The following is an 18,937-nucleotide window of genomic DNA, read 5'->3' as shown; positions in this document are numbered from 1 at the left end:
TTGTGCCGACAGAGTCAAGCCATGGAGTTTCTGCTCACCACGCTCGTGATGACCGTGACGCCGGGCACCGGAGTCCTCTACACCGTCTCGGCGGGCCTCTCGCGCGGCCCGCGCGCCAGCGTCGTCGCGGCCGTCGGCTGCACCCTGGGCATCGTTCCGCACATGCTGGCGGCGATCACGGGCCTGGCCGCGCTGCTGCACACCAGCGCCCTCGCGTTCCAGACGCTCAAGTACCTCGGAGTCGCCTATCTGCTCTACATGGCCTGGAAGACGCTCCGGGACCAGAGCGCGCTCACCGCGGACCAGGACCGCGCCGCGCCGCGCTCGGCGGCCGGGGTGATCCTCGACGCCGTGCTGCTCAACCTCCTCAACCCCAAGCTCACCCTGTTCTTCTTCGCGTTCCTTCCGCAGTTCGTGCCGAAGGACCACCCGCACGCGGTGCTCCGCATGCTCGAACTCAGCGGGTACGTCATGCTCTTGACGCTGGTCATCTTCGCCGCGTACGGGCGGTTCGCGGCGGCCATGCGCGATCACGTCATCGCGCGGCCCGCGGTGGTGAGGTGGCTGCGGCGCGTCTTCGCGGGCGCGTTCGCCGCGCTGGGCGCGAAACTGGCGTTCTCGTAGCGCGAAGCCGGCGCTCTCGTAGCAGGCCCTCGCCCACCCCTTCTCCCTCTCCTGATCGGAATCACCGTGCACTTCCAGCATGCGCCCGCCCTGTGGCGGGACTTCCCCACCCTGGTCCCCGGCGTGCTGCACGCCCGCGGCATCACCCCCGACGTCCCGGTCGACGAGCCGGTCGCCCGGTACGGCGCGGCGGCGGCCGAGCGCCTCGCCGCCGCCCCGGAGGGCCAGTTCCCCGAGGTCCAGGCCTGGCGGCGGGTGTTCTCCACGCTCGGGATGAAGCCCACCCAGTACCGCTGCGCCTCCGAATCCCTGCTGCGGCGCTTCCGCAAGGAGGGCTCGCTGCCGCGCATCCACCCCCTCATCGACCTCTGCAACGCGGTGTCCCTCGCGTACGGCATCCCGGTCGGCGTCTTCGACCTCTCCCGCATCAGCGGTGACCTCGAAGTCCGGTACGCCGACGGGGACGAGGCGTACGAGACGTTCTCCGGCCGCCTGGAGTGGCCCGACGCGGGAGAGGTCGTCTTCGCCGACGACGAGCGCCGGGCCCACGCCCGCCGCTGGACCAACCGCCAGAGCGGTTACTCGGCCGTGCGGGACACCACGTCCGAGATCCTGATCATCACGGAGGCCCTGCACGCATCCGCTTCGCAGGACGTGCCGAAGCTGGTGTCCGCGCTCGCCGACGAGCTGCGCGCGGTGTGGTCGGCCGAGCCCACGGTGGCGGTGCTGACCCGGGAGGCTCCCGGGTTCACGTGCTGAGCCCGGTCAGCCGCCGTACTCGACCAGTTCGGTGGGCAGCACCACCCTCCGCGGCGGCGCGTCCGAACCGGCCGCCGTGCCGCGCTCGCGCATGCGCCGCCGCAGCAACCTGCCCGCCTCGCGGCCGAGTTCGTCGCTGTCGTACGCGACCAGGGTGAGCGGCAGGCCGAGGGCGTCGGCGAGTTCGAAGTCGTCGAAGCCCGCGAGGGCGACATCGGACCGGCTCGCGCGCAGGGCGCGGAACGCCCCTATGGTGTTGCGGTTGTTGGAGCAGAACAGGGCTGTGGGCGGATCGGGCAGGCCGAGGAGTTCGGCGGCCGCGCGCTCGGCCTGGTGGGGCTGGGTCTGGCCCTGGCGGACGTGCCGCTCGTCGCCGGTCAGGCCCGCGTCGGCGAGGGCGGAGCGGTAGCCGCGCAGCCGTTCGGTGCCGGTGTAGACGGTCGGGGGCGAGCCGAGGAAGCCGATGCGGCGGTGGCCGCGCGCGATCAGGCGCGCGGTGGCGGCGCGGGCCCCGCCGAAGTCGTCGACCAGGACGCAGTCCGCGGCGAAGCCCTCGGGCGGGCGGCTGGCGAGGACGACGGGGACGCCGTCGGCGGCCGCGGCGGCGAGGTGGCGCTGGTCGTCGCCCGCGGGCACGGCGATGACGCCGTCCACGCGGCGGCCCACCAGGTCGGCGACCAGGTCACGTTCGGCGTCCAGGTCCTGCCCGGTGTTGCCGATGACCGTCTTGAGGCCGTCCGGGGCGAGCACGGAGTCCACGCCGAGGGCGAGCCGGGAGTAGAAGGGGTTGGCGAGGTTGGTGACCACCAGGCCGACCAGACCGGTCCCGCGGCCCAGGCGCAGCCTGCGGGCCAGTTCGTTGGGCCGGTAGCCGAGCGCGTCGGCGGCCGCGCGGACCCGGTCGCGGGTGGCGGGGTGGACCCGGGGGTCGTCGCGCAGCACCCGCGACGCGGTCATCGCGCTGACCCCGGCCCGCTCGGCGACGTCCCGGAGGGTGGGCGGGCCGCTCCTGGACGCGCGCGGGGACGCACCCGTGCCGTCGTCGGGCTCCCGCGGAGTTCCGGCCATGCCGGGCCTTCCTCTCGTTCCTCCCGCCGCACGGCCTCCCGCCGCGACACCGTGTCCTAGCGCGGCACGGCGTCCCGGCCCTCCGCGTGGAGCGCGGCCCCCACCAGCGCCGCGTCCCCGCCGAGCGCGGCCGGGCGCAGCTCGACCGGGGTGTCCCCCAGGCCGTCACGCAGTGCCGGGGCGACGAGGTCCCAGGACGCGGCCATGCCGCCGCCCACGATAAGCGCCGTGGCACCGAACTCCCTGACGTACGGTGCGAGTACGCGGCCCAGGGGGCGCAGGGACTCGTGCAGGACGCGGGCGGCCCGGGGTTCGCCCGCGCGGGCGCGGGCCGCGATGTCCCGGACGTCCGTGCCCCGTTCGCCGTAACGGGCGACGATGGCCCGCCGCGAGACGGTGTCCTCCAGCGGGCGGCCCTCGGCCCGGGTGAGGTCGACGCGGCCCTGTGGCGGCACGCCGGGCCCGTCGTGGCGGACGGCCCCGTCGGCGAGGAAGGCCGAGCCGACGCCCGTGCCGAGGGTGATGCCGACGCATCTGCGGTGGCCGCGCCCGGCGCCCGCGTGCCACTCGCCGAGCGCGAAGGCGTGCGCGTCGTTGAGGAACGCCACGCCCGCGGGCCGGGGCCAGACGCCCGCGAGCAGGACCGACCCCACGTCGATCCCGTACAGGTCGTCGAACTTGCCGACGCCCTCGTAGCGGGCGACGCCCTCGTCGTAGTCGAAGGGTCCGGGAAGGGCGACGCCCCACAGCTCGCCCGCCGCCGCGTCCAGGGCGGTGGCGCAGCGCACCACGGCGCCGAGGACGTGCTCCGCGCTGCCGCGCCCCTCCAGGTCGCGGCGCACCCGGCGCACGACACGGGTGGTGTCGACGAGGGCGGCCGTCACATGGGTGCCGCCCAGTTCCAGGACGGCTCTCATGGGCCGGCCGCGGCACCGGACGCGCGGACCAGCGCCTTGACGACCCGCGCGGGGCCGCCGCGCGCGACGAGGCGGTAGGGGCCGACCGCGGCGGGGACCGTCAGGGTCTCCGCGTACGACAGCGGGTGCCGGTCGCCCGCCGCCGTGCGGATCTCCACGCCCTCGCCCTCGACGACGTTCAGGACGTGGAAGCGCCCTGCGGTGTCGTCGGTGGCCTCGGCGCCGGTGTCCAGGGTGAAGCGCCGCACTTCGTAGAACATCTCGTCCAGGGCGCCGATGAGTTCCTCGCGCCAGCCCGGGCCCGAGCGCAGCGGGCGCGGCTCCTGGACCAGGTCGCGGGCGACGGCATCGCCGCGCCGCGCGGTGTCCAGGTTCGCGAGGCCGTGCCGGAAGGGCAGGGCGCGCGGTCTGCCGTCGGCGTCGGGGCGCAGCCAGTCGTAGAAGCGCAGGCTGTACAGGTACGGCGTGGCGCTGATCTCCAGGACGAGGTTGCCCGCGCCGCTGGCGTGCGGGGTGCCGGCCGGGATGAGGAAGAGGCGGCCCTGTTCGGCGGGGAAGGTCTGGACGTGGTCCTCGGGGTCCATGGGCACGCCGTCCTGTGCGGCCTCCTCGACCTCCTTGCGGAACAGGTCGAGGTCGGCGTCCTCGCGCAGGCCGAGGAACACGCGCGCGCCGGGGCCGCCGAGCGTCATGTAGTACGACTCGTGCTGGGTGTAGGACCAGCCGAACCGCTCGCGCATGTACCGCTCGCGCGGGTGGCAGTGCACGGACAGGTTGCCGCCGTCGACGGTGTCCAGATAGTCGAAGCGGATCGGGAAGGAGGTGCCGAAGCGGGCGTGCGCGTCGGCGCCGAGCATCGCCTCGGGGTGCAGGACGCACAGGAGCTGGAAGGGGACCTCGGCCTGGAGTCCGGGCCCGGTCCCGATGACGACGCCCGCTTCGGGGGCGATGAGTTCGTAGCCGAGCGCGGTGTTGCGCGCGCCCGAGGCGAAGCCGAGCCGCCGCTGCGCCCAATGGCCGCCCCAGGGCGTGGAGTTGAAGTAAGGGCGGGTGCGCACCGGCCGGTGGGAGAGGTCGGCGAGGGTGGCGCGCAGCCCGTCGCCGTCGAGGTAGACGGGCCGGTCGGGGTCCTGGACGTCGAGCCAGGCGTCGACGCGCGGGGCGAGCTTGTCGCGGTGCCGGTCGAGCATGGGCCAGTCGACGTAGAACAGCCGCCGCAGGTCGGCCGGTTCGCCCGGCAGGCCCAGGTTGTGGCCGGTGCCCGCGGCGACGGCGGCCTCCGCGTGCCGTTTGGGCACGTCGGCGTACCACAGGACGTCGTGCGGGACGAGGGACGCGCCGGGGCCGTACACCAGGCACAGGGCGTCCCGTGGTCCGGCCGCGTCGGGCAGTTCGTCGAAGAGGTCGCCGAGGGGGTTCGTGGCGAGCTTGCAGTAGTAGGGGTCGCCGGTGCCGTCCTCGGTGCGCTCGCGCACGGCGTGCGGCGGCGCGTAGTGCGCGCGCACGTCCAGGGTGCGCACGGGCGCGGCGAGGTGTGCGGCGACGCGGGCGGCCAGCCGGTCGAAGTCCGCGGACGGGGGCCCCTCCACGGCCACCGTCCGCGGACCGCTCGGCAGGTGTGCGGCCACGGCGGGCCAGCCGGTGGCCATCACGGCCCCGGGCGCGGGGCCGTAACGCGGGTCGAGCCGGTACACACGGTCTCCTTACCGCCGGGACAGCGACGTGCCGGCTCTCACCGGCGCACGAACAGCACCGCCGCCGTGCCGAGCGCGGGCACGTCGACGCTCACCTCCCCGGCCTCCAGGGGCAGTTCGGGGCCCTTGCCGCCCAGGTAGCCCGCCCGGTGGGCGGTGCGCGCCGGGAAGCCGATCCGCACGCGGCAGGCCACCGGCTCCTCGGCGAAGGACTGGAGCCGCAGCAGCGTCTCGCCCGCCCGGGGCGTGGTGGCGCCGACCAGGCGCACGCGCGGGTCGGCCAGGGTGACGAAGCAGTGCGTGGCCGGGGCGGCCCCCGTCGCGCCCCGGGCCCGCACCGCCCGCAGCGGCCTGCTCCACGCCGCCGCCGTCCGGGTCCCGAGCCCGGTCGCCGTCGGACCGCAGGCGACGCTGTAGCGGAAGGTGGTCTCGAAGCCCTGCTCGCTCGGGAAGTTGGTGTCCCACAGGTTGTTGTGGATCCAGGAGAAGACAGTGGCGGGCTCGTCGTGCCCGAGGGTCTTGGGGAACGGCGCGTACGGCAGCGCGATGTTGCCGAACTGCACCAGCGGCGCGTCCTGCGTGGACCAGGCGACCGCGACCCCGTCGTCGGCGAGCGTCACCCAGCGGCGCACGGCCCGCATGTGGCGCGCCGAGCCCGGCACCACCGCGAGCCCGGTGCCGGTGGCGCCGCCGGAGGCCTCCATGCGGACGACGGGCTCCTCGAAGGCGAAGGGGAAGGCGAAGTAGGCGCTCTCCTTGCCGAGGGTCCGGTCCTTGTCGAGGCGGTTCTCGACGTCGAGCCGGGGAACACCGCGCGGCAGCGTGAGCGTGACCCTCAGGCGGCTCGCGCCCGCGGGACGCGTCTCGTACGTGAGCGATTCCGCGGTCGCCGTGGAGCGGCGGTCGATGAGCGCTGCGGGCGGGGCCACGGAGCGCCGCCCCAGGTGCTCCAGGCGCTCGGACGCCGTCGTGCGGCTGGAGTTGTGGTTGAACGCCCCGGCGGTGGTGTAGCTGTCGTGAACGTACGCGTTGAAGCCGACGATCGCGTCCGGCCGTACGAGTTCGCGGCCGGTCGACTTGTCGACGACGGAGGCCACGCAGGCCTGGGCGAGGTCGACGCGGACCGCCAGGTACTCGTTCTCCAGGAGCGTCGGGTCGGGGTGGGCCGCGGCGCGCGCGGCGCTCTCGGCGGGGTTCTCGCGCTCGGTGCCGCCGGTGGGGTTCCAGCCGGTGGCGGCCTTCACGACGGGGGGCGCCTCCCGCCGCTCGGCCCACCGGGTGTCGGCGCGTACCTCCAGGCGCAGTGAACCGGCGGACGGCACGTCGTCCACGCGTGTCAGCAGGAAGCGGCCCGCGTCGCGGTGGTCGTCGTTGGTCTGGGGCCTCTCCTCGTGGGCAAGGGCGCGGCCGTCGCGGGCGTCGTGCACGGTCACCGGCTGGTCGAGCGGCACCGTGCTCTCGGGCAGGAAGATCCGTACGACGTCGGTGCGGGGCCACGAGCAGGTGTTCACCACGTGGTACGTGGCCACGGCGCCGGGCGCGGCGGCGAGCCGCTGGCCGAGCCGGGCCGAGGCCCGGCGCAGCAGCGAGGCGCCGTCGTCGTGGGCGCGCATCGCCTGCCCGTACTTCCAGTGCCACTGGTGCTCGCCGGAGTGACCGCCCTCGTCGCCGTGCGTCCACGGGTCGCCGGCGCCCCAGGTGTGCTCGTCGAACAGCGACACCGCCTCGTACACACCGGCGGCGTCCCGCGTGTCGTCCTCGGCCCCCGTGGCGTCGAGGAGGGCGGCGAACGTGCCGATGGTCTGGGCGTCGGCGACCGCGGACTGGGCGGTGCGGGCGAGCGACAGCGGACGAGCGCCCGCGCCCACGCCGTCCACCCACCAGTCGGTCCAGTCGCCTTCGAAGGTGCGGATCTCGCCGCCGAGCCGCGCCTCGGCGTCGCGGAAGAAGTCCTCGTTGCGGGAGAGCCTCAGGCGCGGGTACGCCCAGGTCTCGTTCCAGCGGCGCACGGTGTCGGCGATGACGCGGCGCGGCGGCGCGTTGTCGCTGAACTTGCCCTGGACGCGCAGGTGGAGCACGTCCCACGGGTACGGTTCGCGCTTGACGTCGACGTGGTCCATGGCCCAGCCGAAGATGCCGCCCCGGTAGGGGTAGGGGTGCGTGGCGAGCGAGGTCAGATAGGCGGGCAGCAGGTCGTCGACGTCGGCGTAGGAGGTGTCGAAGCCGAGCAGCGGGCCTTCCATGTAGGCGAGGCCGTGCGGGGTGTCGGTGACCCACACCAGGACGCTCGCGCCGCTCGGGGCGCGCCAGCGGAACAGCCGGGGCAGCTGCTCGCCGCCGACGAGGTGCGGCACCGAGCGGCCCGCCCAGTTGTGCGCGACCGACAGATAGCGGACGCCCGCCTGGGCGAGGGCGTCGACGAGCCCGACGACCGCGCCCGGCACGTCGGTCTGCATGGCGGAGGTGAGGGTGACGCCGTGGCGCTCGCGGACGTCGTGGGCCAGGCGGAGCAGCTCGTGCAGCTCGTCGGTGGAGCAGGTCTCAGTGTGCAGGTTGAACGGCATCGCCGTCAGCTCGATGCGTCCCTCCCTCACCCGGCGCATCAGCTCCTCGACCTGCTCCGCGGGCCGGGCGCCTGCCCACTGCTCGAAGGACCACAGGGACTCGACGCACCAGCGGAACCGGGACTCCGACGGCCAGTCGTCGGTCGCGCGGGTCAGCTCCAGGCAGGAGTCGAGGAACGACAGGTGTTCGTTCAGGACCTGCCCCTGGGGGTCGGTGTAGCCGATGTCGAGGTGCGAGTGGTGCACCAGGTGGACCGTCCACCGGCGCTGCGGGGTGAGCTGGACGGCGATGCCGTCGGCCGCTTCCGGCAGGCCCACGGTGAGGCGCGTCGCCGCGTCCACGGTGGGCACGAGGAGCCGGGCCCCGCCGCCGGGCCCGGCCACGCGCTCCGCGCGCACCGCGGTGCCCGACTCGGTGCGCACGGCCAGCTCCGCCGGGACCCGGGAGCCGCCCGCGGGCTCGACCCGCAGCGACTGGAGCAGGGTGCCGTCGGCCGCCTCCCGCAGCAGGGGTTCCTCGCTGAGCCGGAGCGCGGCGCCGTCGAGGGTGCCCTCGGCGCCGACCACGCCGGAGCGCAGGCTGGCGCGGATGCGGTCGTTGTCCCAGTCCGCGGTGCGGACCAGGGCCCGTGTGGTCATGCGGATCTCCCCGGGTGGCGGGCGGTCAGCGGACGGACGCGGCCATGCCGCGCAGGAACAGGCCGCGGAAGACCAGGAACAGCAGCAGGGTGGGTACGGACACGATCAGGGCGCCCGCGAGGATCACGGGTGGCCCGCTGGAGGCGTAGGTGGCGCGGAGGGTGGCCAGCGAGGCCATGACCGGCTGGACGTCGGCGCTGCGGCTGAGGGTGAGCCCGAGCAGCAGGTCGTTCCAGACGGCGGTGAACTGGAAGAGGAAGGCGGCGCCGAGCCCGGCCCGCATCAGCGGTACGTGGATCCGCCAGAAGACGCGGGCGAAGGAGGCGCCGTCGATGAGGGCCGCCTCCGTCAACTCGGGCGGCATCGTGGCCATTTGATTGCGGATCAGGAAGAAGGCGAAGGGCACGGCCCAGGCGACGTACACGAGCATCAGGCCGAGCCGGGTGTCGTACAGGTTGGCGTCCGCGTACAGGCCGAACAGCGGGGCGAGGAAGATCTGGAGCGGGAACAGCGTCCCGGAGTAGATCAGCCAGAACCAGAACGCGGGCCGCGGGATCGGCAGGACCACCACGGCGAACGCCGCCATGGCCGCGACGAGCACCGCGAGAAGGCCGCACACGACGGCGTACAGGAGGGAGGCCTGGAAGCTGTCGCCGATGCGTGCCTCGTCCCACGCGGTCTTCACGTTGTCGACGAGCGCGAAGCCCTGGAACGTCCAGTCGGGCTTCCCCCGGTATTCGGCCGCGGGGGTGAGCGCGTTGACGACGAGCAGGTACAGCGGCAGCAGCCAGAGCGCGACGCATCCGGCGACGAAGGCGTGGCGTCCCATCCGGCCCATGGCGCCCTCCTCAGGCCTTCGCCCAGCCCGTGTCGGGCATCTGGCGGCTCAGGTACAGCCACGAGGAGGCGACGACGACCACGGAGAGGACGAGGGCGATCGCCGAGCCGTAGCCGACGTGGAAGAGGCGGAACGTCTCGCGGTACATGGTCAGGGCGAGGGTCTCGGACGAGCGGGACGGGCCGCCCTGGGTGAGGATCCAGATCATGTCGAAGGCCTTCAGACTGTTGACGATGGCCATGCCGACCACGACGACGGTCACGGCGCGCAGCTGCGGCAGTGTGATGTACCGGAACATGCGCCAGCCGCTCGCGCCGTCCAGCTGGGCCGCCTCCACCGTGTCCCGGGGGACGGCGCGCAGGCCGATGGCGAAGAGCACCACGTTCAGGCCGGTCGCCTGCCAGGTGCTCGCGACGATCAGCGCCAGGGTGTTCTGCGGCCATTCCAGGAGCCAGGTCTGCTGCCAGCCGTCGAGGCCGAGGGCGCGCAGGGCCTGGTTGACGGCGCCGTCGGAGGTCAGCATGAAGTACCACAGGGCCGCGGTGGCGGTCCCGGAGATCGCGAAGGGCAGCACGATCACGAGCTGGGCGGCCCCGCCCCAGCGCAGACGGTGCGTGGCGAGGGCGATGACGAGCCCGGCGAGGACCGGCAGGAGCAGCGTCCCCGCCACCCACATCAGGGTGTTGAGCAGGGAGCGGCCGAAGATGGGGTCGTCGGCGAGCCGGGTGTAGTTGTCGAGCCCGGTGTAGCTGCTCGTGAAGCCGTTGTCCTCGAAGAAGCTGCCGTACACGCTGCGCAGGAACGGGTACACGAGCAGGACACCCACGAACGCGAAGGCGGGCAGCGCCCAGGGCAGCGCGGTCAGCGGCCCGCCGAGCCGGGCGCCGGGGCGCGCGGCGTGGTGCGGGGTGCGCAGGGGCACGCGCCGCCGGACGCGGCGCTCGCGGGCGCCGGGCGTGGGCGTCCCCGCGGGGGTCACGGTCCCGGTCATGTCCCGGCCGCCTCCCGCCACACCTTCCAGGCGTCGTCGGCGCGGTCCTGCATGGTGCGCAGGACCTTCCGGTACGAGGAGGGGTCGAGCAGGAATCCGGCGAGGTCGTCGACGGTGGCCTCGACGAGTTCGGGCGGGCCCTGCTCCCAGAAGCGGTTGAGCAGCCACAGGCGGTCGCCGCGGACCTTCTTCTGGAGTCCGGCGATCACCGGGTTGGCCGGCGCGACACCGGGGTTGGGGCAGCCGTCCTGGAGGGTGTGCGAGAAGGCCTTCATCACGGCCGGGTGCAACCAGGCGCGGGTCGCCTTCAGAGCCTCCTCGTGGTCGGGTCCCTTGACGGTGGCGACGAGGGCACTGGACTCGAAGACGACGCTGGGGCGGGCCCCGGGGTCGGCCATGGGCAGCACGAAGGCGTCCATGTTCGTGCCGGGCTCGGCCCCCGCGGCCACCAGCGTCGAGCCGAGCCAGGTGCCGCAGGGCACCATGGCGACCTCGCCGTGCACGAGGGCGGCGGCGGCGTCGACGTGGTTCATGTCCATCGGCGTGAACCAGTCCCGGTCGAAGAAGGAGACCAGGGTGCGCAGGGCGCGCTCGGCGCGCGGGTCGGTGTAGCGGGCGCGGCCGTTCATCAAGTCGTCGTAGAAGCGCGGGTCCTGGCGGCTGAGGACCTCCTGGAACCAGATGAAGGCGGGCCAGCGGCCGTCGGCGGTGCCGTGCAGCGGCGTCACCTTGTTGCGCTTGAGCCGGGCGCAGGCGGCGAGGAAGTCGTCCCAGGTGCGCGGCGGCTTCAGGCCGTGCTCGGCGAACACCTCGGGGTTGTGGAAGATCACCCAGTACGCGAGGTTCATCGGCAGGCCGTAGACGCGCCCCCGCTCGGTGAACGCGGAGCGCAGCGAGGGGTCGGTCCAGCCTTTGCGCTCGGCGTGGTCCCAGGTCGCGGAGAGGTCGACGATGCCGCCGGTGCGGGCCAGGTCCTTCAGGCGGTAGCCGGACCAGTACTTGAGCATGTCCGGGGTCTTGCGGGTGCGCAGCGAGGACTTGACCACCTGCTCGAAGGACTCCAGGAGCGGGTTGACCTCGGGCACGAGCCGCAGCCCCGCGACGCCTTGCATGGCCTTGCCCGCGGCCGTCATCGGCGCGGCCCAGGCGGCGCTGTCGCCGAACACGGCCACCTTGCCGCGGGGTTGGCCGCCCGCGGTGCCGCAGGCCGTGGTGAGCGCCCCGGCGGCGGCCCCGGTGAACAGGGTGCGGCGGGCCAGGGCGGGCGGCGCGGTGGGCGTGGTACCTGACATGGGCGGCCCCCAGGTGGGTCCCGTGCGTCCCGGGTCGTCCCCCGGGTGTGTACCGGTGTGTACCGAGCGGCACCGGGTGCGTCCGGGGCGTGGCCCGGCCCGGTGTTAGCGTTAACACGAGCGAGATGGAGCGTCGCGGGGGCGGGGGCGGATGTCAAGGCCCGGCGTCGCGTTCACGCCACGCGGGCGGCGCCGGGGTGGCGTGGGGGGCGCGCGCTGTGCTGTACGACTCGGCCCCTTGGGGAGCTGCCGCCCCTCGGGGAACGGGAGTTGAGGCGCGGCGCCGCGGCTCGGGGTGGCGGGGCGGGTTCCTCGGCGCGATCCGGGTGGCCGACGGCGGCACGGTCGCCGAGGAGGCCCTGGCCCGGGGACTGGTCGGCGGCGTGGTGCCGGACCCCGCCGGGGGTCTCCCGCGCGGACGCGGACCTGGCACTGCGGCTCCTCCATCGGCGCCCGGGGACGGGAGACGCGCCCGATGACGCTGCTGCGGCCCGCCAATGTGGTGCTGGGGCGCCGGGAGTTGAGAGTGTGCGCCGGGCGGCGACTCCTCGCAGTGGACACCGAGCACGGCACCGACCACGCCCGGGCTGGCCGGGCTCGACGCGGGCTGTGCGGTGGCGGGCACGGCCAAGGCGCCCTTCCCCCTCCCCTGCGGTTCCGTGCGCCCGGACGACGGTTACTCGCGCCGAACCCCGAGCACGGCACCGACCGCACCCGGGCGGCCGGGCTCGACGCGGGCTGCGCGGTGGCGGGCGCGACCAAGGCGCCCTTCCCCCTCCCCCGCAGTTCCGCGCGGTGCAACCGGCTACGCACAGCGTGGGGCCCGGGGCGGCCGCGTGCGCGGTGCCGGTCCAGGGACCCTCGCTGGATCAGTGCGCATCACCAACAGGGGCTCTCCTGCGCCCTGTTGTGCCGGGCGCCACTCTGACCCGGCGGGGCGTGACGGGGGCGCCGTGCCTGCGAAAACCTGTTGCCCGGGCCCCCGCCAGGGCAGCAAGCTCGGGCCATGGTCATCGAACCCGCCTTCGCGCCGCTGCCGTTCGCCCTCGCCGCCCGTCCGGCGCGCGGCCGGCAGCAGGCCGGCCGACCGTGGAGGTCCACGCCGCCGCGCCGGTGAGCGAGTACCTGGTCGCGGGGCTCGTCGCCGGTTATGGCATCGCCATGCCGGTGGGAGCGGTCGCGACCTATCTGGTGGGGCTCACCGCCCGGACGTCGTGGCGGGTCGGAGCGTGCGCCGCGCTGGGCGTGGCGACCGCCGACGGCTTGTACGCCCTGGTCGCGACCGTCGCCGGGGCCGCCGCCGCCCACGTCGTCGCGCCGGTGATGGGCCCGCTGCGCTGGCTCTCCGCGGGCGTCCTGATCGTCCTCGCGGTGCGCGCGGCCACCGTGGCCGTCCGCGGCCACCGCGCCCCGCGGACGGCCACGCCCCACGAGGGCCGGCCACCGGGTCCGGCCCGCGCGTACGCCACCTTCCTCGGCATCACGCTGCTCAACCCCACCACCGTCGTGTACTTCGCGGCGCTCGTGGTGGGCGGCCGGTCCGGCACGGACCCGGACCGGCTCGACCAGGCGGTGTTCACCCTCGCCGCCTTCGCGGCCTCCGCGAGCTGGCAACTGCTGCTCGCCGGGGGCGGCGCACTCCTCGGCCGCGCGCTGACGGGCCGCCGGGGCCGCCTGATCACGACCCTCACGTCCAGCGCGGTGATCACGGCGTTGGCGGTTCATCTGCTGGTGGCCGCCTGAGGCCCACCTCTCGCCGGGCCGGATGTTGTACCAACTAGTATGTACAGCGTCCGGCCCCTCACGTCCGTCCATGTCTCCCGAAGGAGCCCGCCATGCCCCTGGTCCGCATAGACGCCCTGCGCGCCGACAGCGCGCGCCTCGACGCGCTCGGGCGTGCCGTCCACGACGCGCTGGTGGAGGCCATCGGCATTCCGCCCGACGACCACTTCCAGATCCTGACCGGCCACGACGGCAGCAGCAGCACGCTGCGGCACGGCACCTACCTGGGGGTGCGCCGTGACGACGGGATCGTCTACGTCACGATCACCATGCGGGCCGGCCGCACCCCCGACCAGAAGCGCGCCCTGTACCCGCGGATCGCCGAACTGGCCGAGGAATACGCGGGAACAGAGCCGCGGAACGTGTTCATCACCCTGTACGAGAACGAGTCGATCGACTGGTCACTCGGCCACGGCGAAGCCCAGTACGCCCCGGCCCCCTAGGCCCGGCAGCCCGACGGGTCAGTGGACCTGTCGGGCTCCCCGGTGCGTCGGGCCGTGGCCGCTCAGGCAGTGCGGGGCGGCGGAGGCGAGCGGCGTCGTGCCGGCGGCCGGGTCCTCGTGGTCGATCTGGAGCGTGGTGTGGGTGAGCCCGTACGCGTCGGCGAGGAGCTTGTCCAGGTCGCGCCGCACGGCGTGGCAGTCGCCACCGGGGTGGACGAGGACGTGGGCCGACAGGGCGGGTTCACCGGAGGTGATGGTCCAGATGTGCAGGTCGTGGACCTCGGCCACGGAGGGCGCCGCGGCGAGTTCGACCCCGATCACATCCGGGTCGAGCCCCGCGGGCGCCGCTTCGAGGAGGATCCGGCCGGAGTCGCGGAGCAGCCCGCAGCCCGCCTTGACCATGAGGACGACGACGAAGAGCGTGGCGATGGTGTCGGCGCGGGCGAAGCCCGTGGTCATGACGATGACGCCCGCGACGGCGGTGCCGATGAAGGCGTACAGGTCGTTGAGGATGTGCTGGTAGGCGCCCTCGACGTTCAGCGAGGAGCGGTTCGCCCTGGACAGACACCAGGTCGCGGCGAGGTTGACGGCCACGCCGGTGAGCGCGGTGGCGAGCACCATCCAGCCGGTGACCTCCGGCGGGTGCAGCAGCCGCTGCACGGCCTCGAAGCCGAGCCACGCGGCGGCGAGCAGCAGCGTGAGCCCGTTGGCCTGGGCGGAGAGTATCTCCGCCCGCTTCAGACCGAAGGTGTACGTGCCCTTGGCGGGCCGCGCGGCGAGCCGCATCGCGACGAGCGCGAGCACGATGGAGAAGGCGTCCGTGAGCATGTGGACGGCGTCGGAAATCAGCGCGAGGGAACCGGCCATGAAAGCGATGACCGTCTCGACGGCAATGAAAACGCCGATCAATACGAGCGCGAGCGAAAGCCATCGCCGGTCGGCGTCGGCGGAGACGCCGTGACTGTGCCCGGCGTGGCCTCCGGCCGCGTGACCATGGCCGTGGTCATGCCCGTGCTGATGCGTATGCGCGTGCCCCACGGAGTTTCCCCCCACGTGTGCCGACGGCGGCTGACGCAGGGGAGTTAAGCGCAATTCGGCGAGCGCCGCAAAGGCTGCATCGGTGACCGTTTTCAATGCCGGTTCGGGGCCCGGGTCATGGGTCTCGCGTGCCTCCAATCGCGGTGCGGAGTGGCCGAATTGGCTCTGTTCGGCGTTTCGATGAGCTGCGGCCGCCACTTGGTACTTTCCGCTCCTGCGTCACGTAAGGGCAGGTCGCGTAAGGGCAGGTCGCGTAAGGGCAGGCCGAGAGCGCGTGCTCGGCTGCCTGGGCGTCGCGACTGCACGCCATGTCGACGGCCCCGCCCTGCGGGACTCCGCGGCGTCGTAGGTTTCTACGAAAATCTTTTGGCCGCGCTCGGATTCCATGAGACTTATTCAAGAACCCTTGACATCACGGCTTTACGTGGCGCGCGAATTGGTCGATGAGTCATCTCCACTTCCGCCGGGGGTAGTTGGGACTCGGTCAGGCCGTGCGGCGAGGGGCCTGGAGAAGGTGCGCGGTTCGCAGTCGTATGGGCCAGATCCATACAGATATCGCCCTGATGCACCCTAGTTACCACTTCGTAACTGGCCAGTTGGTGCGCAAATGCCTGCTTTGAGTTGATCTTGAGATGTTCTGATGGGTGGGCCGATTCAGCGCGTTTGGGGGCGAGGGACACCTGTCGCCCCGTATGAGTGATTTAGCCGCGGGGGTGCCGTTATGCCATTCGTCGAGTGAGGCGTGCAGACCGTAGAAGCATCGAACTGAATTCCCGGAAAAGAGACCTCTTCTTGACCGCCATTTCCATGAGCCGACGCACACTTCTCGCGAGCATCGCCGCCGGGGCGGCCGTCGCCGCGCTCCCCGCGATCGGCAACGGCCGCGCGTACGCCGCCGGCGCGACCGGTCTGCCCGAACTGCCCGACGACTCGGGTCTTCCCGACACCGACCGGGGCAGGACCGTCTGGGCGTACAAGCTCGGCGGCAAGGCCGTGAAGGAGGCCGCTTCCGCCGCTCTGACGACCGGCTCCGTGGGCGCCTTCCTGGCCACCGAATTCGACCGGGCGCGTGCGCAGGACAACACCTTCGCCCTGTTCGAGGCGCTCGCCCACGCCGGGAAGTCGGTCCGCGACAGCGTCTCCACCGCTCTCGCGGGCGGCGACAAGGCCATCGACACGTACCTGGCGGACGGCTGGCAGTCGCCTGTGGTGACCGACCTGCGGGCCGAGACCTTCTCCGTCATGAACGCCGGAGGCAAGGGGGTCCGGCGCGAGGCGGCCAAGGCCCTGGACGACGGAACCCGCGAAACCCTCGGCACGTTCCTGGCGGAGACTCAGTACACGGCACACGCCGAGGACGAGAAGGTCGAGGTCTTCACCCTCCTCCACGGCGCGTCGCCCGAGGTGAAGAAGTACGCCGAGCGCGCACTCGCCGACGGCTCCCCGGAGGCCGTCCACTGGTTCCTCGCCACCGGCCAGCACATCGCCCGGGCCCGCGACGAGGAGAAGGCCACGATCGACCAGCTCGTCGCCATCGTCGAGCGTGAGGGCAAGCACGCCAAGGCGACGACGGAGCGTGCCGTCGCCGCGTCCGACCAGGCCAAGGACGCTGCGGAGAAGGCCAAGAAGGCGGCGCTCGCGGCGGCCGACGAGGCCAAGGCCGCGCAGCAGGACGTGGGGAAGTCCGCGGGCGCCGCCCGCAAGGCCGCCGGTGCGGCCCGGGGCGCGGCCGCGGCGGCGACGACGGCCATCCACGCCTCGCGGACCGCGCAGGCGGCCTCCGCCCGCGCCACCCGCGCCGCGCAGGCCGCGGCAGCCGCGGCCGCCACCGCGGGCCGGGCCGCCGCGGGCGCCTACAGCGCGGCCATCGCCGCCTCCAAGGACGCCTCGCAGGCCCGCGCGGCCCGCCTCGCCGCCGAAGGCGCCCGCGACGCGGCCAAGAAGGCCCGCACCGCGGCCACAGCCGCCGCCGCGGCGGCCACCGCGTCCCGGCAGGCCTCGAGCGCGGGCGGGGCCGCCGCCTCCGCCGCGCGGAACGCCGCCGCGGCCGCGAACGCCTCCGCCGCCGCTGCCACCGCGGCCGGCGTCGCCACCTCCCAGGCCCGCGAGGCGCGCCGGGCGGCGGCCGATGCCAACGCCGCGGCCGCGCGCGCGGGCCGCGCCGCCGGCACCTCACAGACCCTGGCCGACAGGGCGGCCGCCGCGGCCTCCGCCGCGCACCGGGCCGCGAACTCCGCCGCCGACCACGCGGACAAGGCCGCCGACGCGGCCGAGGACGCGGCACGGAACGCGGGCAAGGCCGTCGAGTACGCCAAGCGCTCGACCGCGTACGCCGAGCAGGCCGTCAAGGCGGCCACCACCGCCAAGAACGCGGTCAAGGAGGCACAGGAGGTCGAGAAGGCCGCCCGGGAGGCCGAGGCGAAGCGGATCGAGGAGGACACCGAGGCCGGTCTCGAACTGGCCCGCGAGCAGGCCCGGCAGGAGGCCGAGAGCCTCGAACGCATCGAGCGCCGGCGCGACCTCGCCGACCAAGCGAGCCAGGAGACCAAGGACCTCATCGCCCGCGCCGAGCGGGCCCTGAAGGCGGGCGACCGGGCCGAGGCCACCGAGGCGGGCCGCGCGGCCGCCGCCGGCCTGCTGGACAGCCACGGCACCTGGACCCGGGAAGCCGCGGAGTTCGCCCTCGCGGGAACCGAGCACGACGTCCTGAACTGGGTCGACGTGGACCGGCTCGCGGCGCGGCGGCAGGACGACCGCGAAAGCGTCCTCGTGCTCGCCGAGGTCGCCCCGCCCGCGGTGGCCGAGGCCGCGCGAAAGGCCATCGACAGCGACGACCCGGACGCCGCAACGCAGTTCCTCGAGACCGGCCGGATCCAGGCGGCCCGCACCGACAACCGCGTCGCCGTCTTCAAGGTCCTCGGCCAGAAGCCCGGCAAGGCGGTCAAGGCCGCCGCCGAGGCCGCCCTCGCGGACGGCAGCGCCGAGGCCCTTGACACGTTCCTCACCTCGGGCCTCGGCAAGGCGCTCCAGGAGGACGACAAGGTCGAGGTGTTCCGGCTCCTGAACTCCGGCGGCCCGAACCTGAGGTCGGCGGCCCAGGTGGTCCTTGAGGGCCCGGCCCGGATGCGGCGCTTCTTCGTCGCGCGGGACCACCACGGCATCGCGAAGGTCGACCACGACGCCGCGAGCCACGTCTCGGCGGTCCGGGCGTCGATCGCGCACGCAGCGAAGGTGGCCGCCGAGGCGCTCGAGGACGCCGCGCGCGCGTCCAAGACCGCGGCGGAGGCCAGGAAGGCGGCCAAGGAGGCGTCGGACTGGGCGGCCAAGGCGAAGAACTACGCGGCCGACGCCACCAGGTCGGCAGGCGAGGCACGCGAGAACGCGATCGCGGCGGACGCCTCCGCCCAGCAGGCGCGGAACTCGGCGCAGACCGCGAAGAAGGCCGCGGCCACCGCCCGCACGGCGGCCCGCACGGCGAACTACGCGGCCAACCAGGCGTACGGCTCCGCCCGCAGCGCGGTCGCGTCGGCGAACTCCGCGCAGGCCTCCGCGGCCAGGGCGAGGGCGGCCGCCGTCCAGGCGGGCAAGGACGCCGGTGCCGCGGCTGCCGCCGCGAGCGAGGCCCGCAGCGTCGCCATCGCCAAGCGGAAGGCCGAGGCCGCCGCCGCGGCCAGGGAAGCCGTGCGCAGGGCCAAGGCGGCCAAGGAGAAGGCCGAGAACCCGGCCGACACCCCGGCCAACGACCAGTGCGTGGTCGACAAGCCGGGGACCTGGCTCGGCCACACCGCCCAGGAGTGGCAGGACGCGACCGGGCGGGCCAGCACCGTCCTCGGAACCCTGAGCCTGGGGGCCATGGGCCTCGGCGGTCTCGCGCTCGCCACCGGCATCGGCGCTCCGGCCGCGCCCTTCCTGTTCACCGCCGGGGCCGTGCTCGGCGGGGCGTCCTGGGTGGCGCAGGGCTTCAACGTCCTCGCGCACGGCTTCGACGACCGCCTGGGCCGCGGCTGGTGGAGCGGGCCCTTCAAGGAGTCCCTCGGGATGTTCGCGCTCGGCGGCATCTTCATGGGCAAGGGCGCTGTCGCCAGCAAGCTGGGCTACGGCTTCGAGATCGCCAAGGACGGCGTGAAGAACGCGGGCTCGGCGATCAGCGACGCGGCCGGAGGCATCGTCACCACCACCATCGGACTGCTGACCTGGTAGCGGGGCGTCGTCCCGCCGCCGGAAAAGCACACCGCGAAGAGACGGGGGTGGCGGCACCCGGCCGTCACCCGCCCGTTCGCCCTCCCCC

At 73.9% G+C, this 18,937-nt stretch carries 13 protein-coding genes; 5 read left to right on the top strand and 8 right to left on the bottom strand.

Features of this window, described 5'->3' with window-relative positions; all coding sequences use genetic code 11:
* The first annotated feature begins 21 nt into the window (after positions 1 to 21).
* Together AC07GB_RS05715 and AC07GB_RS05710 are read left to right on the top strand one after the other, a co-directional pair.
* Positions 22 to 624, top strand: coding sequence for a LysE family translocator (locus AC07GB_RS05715; protein ID WP_478841963.1), 603 nt, complete (start codon positions 22 to 24; stop codon positions 622 to 624).
* Positions 625 to 690: 66 nt separating this feature from the next.
* The gene (locus AC07GB_RS05710; RefSeq protein ID WP_478841962.1) at positions 691 to 1,383 is read left to right on the top strand and encodes a B3/B4 domain-containing protein; all 693 of its coding nucleotides are present in this window, start codon (positions 691 to 693) and stop codon (positions 1,381 to 1,383) included.
* A 6-nt stretch (positions 1,384 to 1,389) separates the two neighbouring features.
* Here AC07GB_RS05710 and AC07GB_RS05705 read toward each other — a convergent pair whose 3' ends face one another.
* From AC07GB_RS05705 to AC07GB_RS05675, 7 genes are read right to left on the bottom strand one after another with little or no spacing between them, the layout of a single operon-like run.
* Positions 1,390 to 2,451: a LacI family DNA-binding transcriptional regulator gene (locus AC07GB_RS05705; protein WP_478841961.1), complete on the bottom strand. Its 1,062-nt coding sequence runs from the start codon at positions 2,449 to 2,451 to the stop codon at positions 1,390 to 1,392.
* A gap of 56 nt (positions 2,452 to 2,507) precedes the next feature.
* A complete protein-coding gene (locus AC07GB_RS05700) occupies positions 2,508 to 3,368 on the bottom strand; it encodes an ROK family protein (protein WP_478841960.1) in 861 nt (286 codons plus the stop codon).
* Complete coding sequence (locus tag AC07GB_RS05695) at positions 3,365 to 5,062, bottom strand: class I mannose-6-phosphate isomerase (RefSeq protein ID WP_478841959.1); 1,698 nt, start codon at positions 5,060 to 5,062, stop codon at positions 3,365 to 3,367. The genes AC07GB_RS05700 and AC07GB_RS05695 overlap by 4 nt, the downstream gene beginning before the upstream one ends.
* A 38-nt stretch (positions 5,063 to 5,100) precedes the next feature.
* Positions 5,101 to 8,265 (bottom strand): glycoside hydrolase family 38 N-terminal domain-containing protein, encoded by a 3,165-nt coding sequence (locus AC07GB_RS05690; RefSeq protein WP_478841958.1) that lies wholly within the window; start codon positions 8,263 to 8,265, stop codon positions 5,101 to 5,103.
* Between the two features lie 25 nt (positions 8,266 to 8,290).
* Positions 8,291 to 9,103: a carbohydrate ABC transporter permease gene (locus AC07GB_RS05685; protein ID WP_478841957.1), complete on the bottom strand. Its 813-nt coding sequence runs from the start codon at positions 9,101 to 9,103 to the stop codon at positions 8,291 to 8,293.
* Between the two features lie 10 nt (positions 9,104 to 9,113).
* The gene (locus AC07GB_RS05680; protein ID WP_478841956.1) at positions 9,114 to 10,094 is read right to left on the bottom strand and encodes a carbohydrate ABC transporter permease; all 981 of its coding nucleotides are present in this window, start codon (positions 10,092 to 10,094) and stop codon (positions 9,114 to 9,116) included.
* Positions 10,091 to 11,386: an ABC transporter substrate-binding protein gene (locus tag AC07GB_RS05675; protein WP_478841955.1), complete on the bottom strand. Its 1,296-nt coding sequence runs from the start codon at positions 11,384 to 11,386 to the stop codon at positions 10,091 to 10,093. Before AC07GB_RS05675 ends, AC07GB_RS05680 begins: the two co-directional genes overlap by 4 nt.
* Positions 11,387 to 12,499: 1,113 nt before the next feature.
* Between AC07GB_RS05675 and AC07GB_RS05670 the strand changes: the two genes are divergently transcribed.
* The gene (locus AC07GB_RS05670; RefSeq protein WP_478842070.1) at positions 12,500 to 13,129 is read left to right on the top strand and encodes a LysE family transporter; all 630 of its coding nucleotides are present in this window, start codon (positions 12,500 to 12,502) and stop codon (positions 13,127 to 13,129) included.
* A gap of 92 nt (positions 13,130 to 13,221) precedes the next feature.
* Positions 13,222 to 13,611, top strand: a complete 390-nt coding sequence (locus AC07GB_RS05665; RefSeq protein ID WP_478841954.1) for a tautomerase family protein — start codon at positions 13,222 to 13,224, stop codon at positions 13,609 to 13,611.
* Between the two features lie 18 nt (positions 13,612 to 13,629).
* On the opposite strand, the gene AC07GB_RS05660 is transcribed toward AC07GB_RS05665, so the two are convergent.
* A complete protein-coding gene (locus AC07GB_RS05660; RefSeq protein WP_478842068.1) occupies positions 13,630 to 14,505 on the bottom strand; it encodes a cation diffusion facilitator family transporter in 876 nt (291 codons plus the stop codon).
* A 951-nt stretch (positions 14,506 to 15,456) separates the two neighbouring features.
* Between AC07GB_RS05660 and AC07GB_RS05655 the strand changes: the two genes are divergently transcribed.
* The gene (locus AC07GB_RS05655; protein WP_478841953.1) at positions 15,457 to 18,849 is read left to right on the top strand and encodes an ALF repeat-containing protein; all 3,393 of its coding nucleotides are present in this window, start codon (positions 15,457 to 15,459) and stop codon (positions 18,847 to 18,849) included.
* The last annotated feature ends 88 nt before the right edge of the window (positions 18,850 to 18,937 follow it).

It is taken from the genome of Streptomyces sp. NPDC045778 (assembly GCF_056431945.1).
Note: the sequence above shows the minus strand (reverse complement) of the source record. Positions and strands in the feature narration are given on the sequence as shown.